Genomic DNA, 7,161 nt, shown 5'->3' on the forward strand with positions numbered 1-7,161 from the left:
CCCTTTCGGGGAAGGATCAAGGGCGTTTATCGGTAAGCCTGTTCGAGGCAGGAGAGGACGGTCACGAGGGCCGGACAGACCCTCGTGACCGGACGTACGGATGTCGCCTCACGCGGGCCGGGACCGCAGCCCCTCCAGCAGGATGTCCAGCAGCCGAGCCGAGGCCGCCGCCTGATGCGCGGCGTCCGGCAGCGCGGGAGCGGGCGTGGCTATCACCAGCAGCACATCGGCCACGGTCACATCGCCCCGCAGCTCACCCGCCGCCCGCGCCCGCTCCACCAGTTGCCCGACGACCTCCAGCAGTTCAACGGCGCCCGGGTCGTCCAGGTCCTCCGCCGACAGCCGCTGTCCGACCACCCGCAGCTCGGGCCGGCCGGCCTGCCGCTGCTGCGGCACCCGTGCCTCGTCCTGCGCGACTCGTCCCGCCACCGCGTCCGGCGCGACTCGTCCCGCCGACTCGTCCTCGGCGTCCGCGCCCACCCGCAGCACCTGCGGAGGCAGCAGCCGTCCCGCGCCCGACGCCACCGAGGTGCGCAGGAAGCGGGAGAGAGCCGACCATGGCTCGTCCTCCTGCCCCAGTGCCGTACGCGCCTGGTCCGTCAGCCGGGACGTCTCCTCCTCGGCTATCCGCCTGACCAGTACGTCCTTGCTCGGGAACCGCCGGTAGACCGTACCGACCCCGACCCTGGCCCGGCGCGCCACATCCTCCATCGGCGCCCCGTACCCCAGCTCGCCGAACACCTCGCGAGCCGCCCGCAGTACATGCTCCAGATTGCGCTGTGCGTCCACGCGGAGCGGCGCCGAACGGCCCGGCCCTCCGGACCCCGGCACCCCGGACCCCGGTCCTCCGGAACCCGTCACCGCGGACCCCGGCCCTCCGCTTCCACCTGTACCTGCCGTGCCCACGGCGGCACCTACTGTGCCCGCCGCGCCTGCCCTGTCCGCTGTCGTGCTCGTTCTTCCGCCGTCGTCCGAAACGACGGCAGCCTGCCGATGCGAATCCTGAATGTGCATAGCGTTCCCCCGGTAATGATGTCTCCCCCCGGAGACTCCCCGCCCTGACAGCCGAGGTCGCGGTCCAGTCACGAGCCGGACACCCCGACGAGGTACGAACATAGTTGAGCCCGGGTCAATTCAGAAGGGGGTGGTTCCGCACGGAGCGCCCCCCGATCGGAGCAAGGACCGGAAGGTGCCTGATTCACCCCCCTCCCACCCCCGCCCGCGCCCGCGCTGACCTGCGTTCCTCCGGCAATCCCCGCGCTTTTTCCCGCGCGGGACCGCGAACGGCCTCCCGTCACACAATCTGTCGCGCCTGTGGACAAACACCGGGGCCCGTTGCGTCATGGGATGGTGAAGGCTGAGAACTCCCGGGGGACGACCCCCGCTCCCTCGCCCGCCACGCGCGTTCTCGTGGTCGGCGGCGGCTATGTCGGGATGTACACCGCGCTGCGTCTCCAGCAGAAGCTGAAGAGCGGCGAGGCCGAAGTCGTCGTGGTGTCGCCCGACCCATATATGACGTATCAGCCGTTCCTGCCGGAGGCGGCGGCCGGAAACATCTCCCCCCGCCATGTCGTGGTCCCGCTCCGGCGGGTGCTGCCCGGCTGCACGATCCTCATCGGCGAGGCCACGGCCATCGACCACGCCAAGCGCACCGCCACCCTGCGGACCCTCGGCTCAGAGGAGGAGGGAACCGGCACGGTCGAGTTCACCTACGACGAACTCGTCCTCGCGCCGGGCTCCGTCTCCCGTACCCTCCCCATCCCCGGTCTGGCCGACCACGGCATCGGCTTCAAGACCGTCGAGGAGGCCATCGGGCTGCGCAACCACGTCATCGAGCAGATGGACATCGCCTCCTCCACCCGCGACCCCGCGATCCGCGACGCCGCTCTGACCTTCGTCTTCGTCGGCGGCGGATACGCGGGCGTCGAGGCGCTCGCCGAACTGGAGGACATGGCGCGCTATGCCTCGCGGTACTACCACAACATCAAGGCCGACGACATGAAGTGGATCCTCGTCGAGGCCACCGGCAAGATCCTTCCCGAGGTCGGCGAGGAGATGGGCACATACGCCGTGCGCGAGCTGCGCGCCCGCAATATCGACGTACGGCTCGACACCCGCCTGGAGTCCTGCGAGGACCGGGTCGCCGTACTGAGCGACGGCGCCCGCTTCCGTACCCGTACGGTCGTCTGGACCGCCGGCGTCAAACCGCACCCGATCCTCGCCGCCGCCGATCTGCCGCTGAACGAACGGGGCCGCCTCCGCTGTACGGCGAAGCTCTCCGTCGACGGCGTCGAGCACGCCTGGGCGGCCGGCGACGCGGCGGCCGTCCCCGATCTGACGGCGGACGAGCCCGGCACGGAGTGCGCGCCCAACGCCCAGCACGCGCTGCGCCAGGCCAAGGTCCTCGCCGAGAACATCGTCGCTTCCCTGCGCGGCGAACCCCTTCAGGACTACCGTCACGCCTACGCGGGCTCGGTCGCTTCCCTCGGTCTCCACAAGGGTGTGGCGCATGTCTACGGCCGTAAGCTCAAGGGCTATCCGGCCTGGCTGATGCACCGCGTGTACCACCTCAGCCGCGTCCCCACCTTCAACAGGAAGGCCCGCGTCCTCGCGGAATGGACCCTTTCCGGGCTCTTCAAACGGGAGATCGTCTCCCTCGGTTCGCTGGAGCACCCGCGCGCCGAATTCGAACTCGCCGCAGGAGGCGAACGTCCCGAACGCCCCAAGGACACGTAGAAGACGCGACTGGCCTCGTGGTCAGTGCGGTCGGCCACACTGGACGTGTGACCATAGGTGGGTTCACATCTGCACAGAGAGTGATCCGGCCCGCTCGGCGCAATCCGGCCCCGACGACCTGCCCCGGCTCGACCAGCCCGGCCAAGACGAACAGCACATCGACACCATGAGGCCTGAGATTCCGTGAACTTCACGCGTTGGAGCGCCCGGCTCCCCGGTACGCAACGCCGCGCCGCCGGGCGAACGGGCCGCGGTTCCGTGCCCGCGGCCCGTGGTGAGTACGAGCAGCGGCCCGACCCCGACCCCGACCCCGACCCGGAACCTGTGACGGACGTTCCCGCCCTCGAAGACCTCTCCCTGCGGGAGATCCTCGGCGGACTGCCCGCCCTGGTCGCCCTGCTGTACGGCCCCGAGCACCGCGTGGCGTATGTGAACGACGCGTACGCCGCCGCCTTCGGCCCGCGCCGGCTCGGTGCCACGGCCGCCGCGAGCTGCCCCGAACTGGCGGAGCTGGGGCTGTTCCCGCTGCTCGACCAGGTGCTCCGGAGCGGAAAGCCGCGCACGGTCAAGTCACGCAAGGTCCAGGTCCGCGGCCGGCAGAAGGATCAGGCCAGGGAGCACGGCAAGGAGCAGACCGCCAAGGGACAAGCGGCCAAGGGACAAGCGGCCAAGGGGCAGGCGGCCAAGGGGCAGGCGGCCAAGGGACAGGGCAGGGAACAGGCCGACAGCGGCGCCCAGGAAGGCTCGTACACCGTCACGTGCACCCCGGTCGACTGCCAGGGCTCCGGCGGCGTCCTCGTCTTCGCCGCCGATGTCACCGACCACGCCGAGGCGGCCGACCGCCTTCGCACCAGCGAGCGCGGACACCGCCGGACCGCGGTCACCCTCCAGCGCTCCCTGCTCCCGCAGGAGCTGGAGCAGCCCGACGATCTGCGCGTCGCCGCCACCTACCAGCCGGGCGGCGAGGACGCGGCGGTCGGCGGCGACTGGTACGACGTGATCACGCTCGGCGCCGGGCGTACGGCCCTGGTCATCGGCGACGTCATGGGCCGTGGCGTGCGTGCCGCCGCCGTCATGGGCCAGCTGCGTACGGCCGTCCGCGCCTACGCGCGGCTCGATCTCCCGCCGCACGAAGTGCTCCAACTGCTCGACGGACTCGCCGCGGAGATCGACGCCAGCCAGATCGCCACCTGCGTCTACGCCGTCCACGACCCCAACGAGGGGCGGCTCGTCTACGCGTCCGCCGGCCATCTCCCGATCCTGGTACGGGCGGAGGACGGCTCGGTCCAGCGCGCGGCGGACCCGACGGGCCCGCCGCTCGGCACCGGCGGCTGGCTGCACTCCTCCGGCTCCATCCCGCTCCCGCCCGGCTCCACGGCCGTCCTCTACACGGACGGCCTGGTCGAGCGGCGCGGCGAGGACATCGACGAGGGCGTCGCCTCCCTGGAACGTGCGCTCTCCGGCGCGAAGGGTTCGCCCCAGGTCGTCTGCGACCGGCTGATCCGCTCCCAGGGCGTCACGGCCGACCATGACGACGATGTCGCGGTGCTCGTCCTGCAACACCCCTCCCGCACCGGCCCGGACGCGGAGCTGTTCCACAACGCCGCGCTCGATCTGCTCGGCGGCATCGAGGCGGCCCCGCGCGCCCGCGCCTTCGCGATGGGGGTGCTCGCCTCCTGGCGCTTCCCCGTCGAGCTGCGCGATCTGGGCGTGCTGGCCACCAGCGAACTGGTGGCGAATTCCTTGCAGCACGGCACGCCGCCCATGCGTCTCAGACTCCGCCGTACCGACCGTCGGCTGATCATCGAGGTGACGGACGGGGACGACCATCTGCCGCGCCGCCGCCGCGCCGAACCGGCGGACGAGGCGGGCCGCGGAATCTCGATCGTCGCGACGATCGCCTCGTCCTGGGGATCACGCCGTACGCCGGGCGGCGGCAAGGCGGTGTGGTGCGAGTTCGCACTGCCGCACTGACCGCCCCTCCACCAGAGAGGGCCCTCCACCGGAGAGGGGTCAGCGCCGGAGAGGGGTCAGCGCGACGGCGCCAGGGCGGCCTCGGGCCCGGTCTCGGGCTGGTGCCGGACGACCACGCGTGAGGCGGACGCGAGCGAGGGCTGGTTCTGTACGGGGGTGAGCTGCCGCCCCAGCCGGAGGGCCAGCACGGTGATGCCGAGCGAGAACAGCACGAACGTCACGATGTACGGGCCGTGCAGCGCGGCCCCCATGGGACCGCCCACGGCAGGACCGACCGCCAGGGCGAGCTGCTTGACCAGCGCGAACGCCGAGTTGTACTGCCCGACCATCGACGCCGGGGCCAGATCGGCCACCAGCGGGGCCACGGTCGGCGACAGCATCGCCTCACCGAGCCCGAACAGCGCGTACGTCGAGATGAAGGCGACCGTCGCCACCATCTGACCGCCGTGCCCGAGCCCCGCGTACCCCGCGATGACCCAGGCGAGAGCCCAGATCAGCCCGACGGCCGCGATCACCCGGCTGCGCTTGCGGCGCTCCACCAGCCGCAACACCACGAACTGCGCGATCACGATCACCGCCGTGTTGGCGGCCAGCGCGATCCCGAGCGTCGACGGATCGATTCCGGCCGCCTCGGTGCCGTAGGCGGCGAGCCCCGACTCGAACTGCCCGTAGCAGGCGAAGAACAGCACGAACCCCAGCACACACAGCTGGAGCATGGCCCGGTGGCTCAGCAGCGCCCGCATCCCGCCACCCCGACCGCCGGCACCGGCGTCCTGGGGTACGGCACCCGCGAGGGCGACCGGCCGGGGCAGCCGGACGGTCAGGGCGATGCCCGCCAGGACGAGGAACATCACGGCCTCGATGGAGAACAGCAGCATGAAGCTCCCCGGCCTGCTCTCGTCGACGAGCTGCCCGCCGATCAGCCCGCCGACCCCGAGCCCCAGGTTCGCCAGGAAGAACTGCGTCGCGAACGCCCGCGTCCGTGTCGTGGGCGACGAGCACCAGACGATCATCGTGGCCAGGGCCGGCTGCATGACGGCCGTACCGGCACCGAGAAGCGTGGCCGACAGCACGGTCGCCGGGACGCTCCCGGACACCCCCATGGCCAGCGCGCCCACGGACGCCAGCACCGCGCCCCCCACCAGCACGGGCAGCGGCCCGCGCCGGTCGATGACCCGGCCGGTGAACGGCAGGACGACCAGTGCCGCCATGGCGAAGACCGCCAGCACGGCACCGGCCGTACCCGCGCCCAGGTCCCGTACCTGAGCCACATACACATAGAGGTACGGAACCGTGAACCCCAGCCCGAACGCACTCAGCGCGTTCCCTGCCTGGATCCGGCGCATCGCAGCGCCCATCGCCCTGGTCACACTCACCTGCCTCAGAGGATCGAAGAACTCGAAGAACTGAAGTCTCAAGACTTCAAAGCTAAAGTTAGGGTCTTAACAATACACATCGAAGGACTTCAACGCCAACAGAGATGCGTGGCATACTGCCCCGATGTCCGACACCCCCGAGAAACCCGGTACGCCCGGCCCCCAGGAGCCGAGCCTCGACGAGCAGATCGCCGCCTATCAGCGCGAGTTCCGGGATCTCGACCCCCAGGTCGAGCAGATCGTCTCGGCGCTCGGCCGGCTGAACCGCCGTATGCAGGTGGCGTACGGCAGGCAGGTCTCCGACCTCGGTATCAGCAACGCCGAGTGGGAGGTCCTCAAGACCCTCGTGCTCGCCGGAGCCCCCTATCGCCTGGGCCCCGGCGAACTCGCCAAGCGCCTCGGCCTCACGCCGGCCGCCATGACCCACCGCATCGACCGCATGGCGGGCGAGGGCCTGGTCACCCGCGACCGCGACGAGAACAACCGCGTCCGCGTGATCGTGGAGCTGACGGACGAGGGCCGTACGAAGTGGCTCGCCGCGATGAGGATGGCCTCCGAGTTCGAGGAGGAGCTGCTCCAGGACCTGTCAGGGGACGAACGCGGAGTCCTCGGCGAGATGCTGATCCGCCTCCTGCGCCGCGTGGAACACGCCCAGCCGGACGCGGGCGGGCGCCTGACGGACCTGGACTAGGACAGGGGCGGATGCGGGCGGGGGTGCGGGGGTTGAGGCTGGGGCGGGGTTGGTTTGACAGGCCCCTGGCCGGTCCGTAAGGTTCTTCGAGTTGTCACGGGGCCGGAACGGTTCTGCGACAGCCAATCCCGCCGCAGCAGCGGCACCCAAACTCAGCACGATCTCCCAGCCGGGATGAATTTCGGCATGCCGAAATTAATTTCGAAGACTCGATTATGAGTCGTCTGCGGAATCCGCTAGAGTCTGGGACGTCGGAACGGTCCAACAGCCGGGATGACAAGCCCACTTCGACTGGGAATCAGGCCCGAAAGGATCTGATAGAGTCGGAATCGCCGGAAAGGGAAACGCGAAAGCGGAAAACTGGAAGGCGGCCCCGCTCCGACG

5 protein-coding genes are annotated in these 7,161 nt (G+C 70.6%); 3 read left to right on the forward strand and 2 right to left on the reverse strand.

What is annotated here, in order from left to right:
- Positions 1-108: 108 nt before the first annotated feature.
- Complete coding sequence (locus tag ACIOGX_RS15190; RefSeq protein WP_401913333.1) at positions 109-1,014, reverse strand: TetR/AcrR family transcriptional regulator; 906 nt, start codon at positions 1,012-1,014, stop codon at positions 109-111.
- A gap of 333 nt (positions 1,015-1,347) precedes the next feature.
- Between ACIOGX_RS15190 and ACIOGX_RS15195 the strand changes: the two genes are divergently transcribed.
- Together ACIOGX_RS15195 and ACIOGX_RS15200 are read left to right on the forward strand one after the other, a co-directional pair.
- Positions 1,348-2,736: an FAD-dependent oxidoreductase gene (locus tag ACIOGX_RS15195; RefSeq protein WP_356509404.1), complete on the forward strand. Its 1,389-nt coding sequence runs from the start codon at positions 1,348-1,350 to the stop codon at positions 2,734-2,736.
- 183 nt (positions 2,737-2,919) lie between these two features.
- The gene (locus tag ACIOGX_RS15200; RefSeq protein ID WP_401913336.1) at positions 2,920-4,710 is read left to right on the forward strand and encodes a SpoIIE family protein phosphatase; all 1,791 of its coding nucleotides are present in this window, start codon (positions 2,920-2,922) and stop codon (positions 4,708-4,710) included.
- A gap of 56 nt (positions 4,711-4,766) precedes the next feature.
- Here the strand turns inward: ACIOGX_RS15200 and ACIOGX_RS15205 are convergent, their stop codons facing one another.
- Positions 4,767-6,068, reverse strand: a complete 1,302-nt coding sequence (locus ACIOGX_RS15205) for an MFS transporter (RefSeq protein WP_401913442.1) — start codon at positions 6,066-6,068, stop codon at positions 4,767-4,769.
- A gap of 142 nt (positions 6,069-6,210) precedes the next feature.
- Here ACIOGX_RS15205 and ACIOGX_RS15210 point away from each other — a divergent pair, with 142 nt between their 5' ends.
- Positions 6,211-6,777 carry a MarR family transcriptional regulator gene (locus tag ACIOGX_RS15210; RefSeq protein ID WP_356509408.1) on the forward strand — a complete coding sequence of 189 codons (567 nt, stop codon included), beginning with the start codon at positions 6,211-6,213 and terminating at the stop codon, positions 6,775-6,777.
- The last annotated feature ends 384 nt before the right edge of the window (positions 6,778-7,161 follow it).

It is taken from the genome of Streptomyces sp. NPDC088147 (genome assembly GCF_044741565.1).
Taxonomy (GTDB): domain Bacteria; phylum Actinomycetota; class Actinomycetes; order Streptomycetales; family Streptomycetaceae; genus Streptomyces.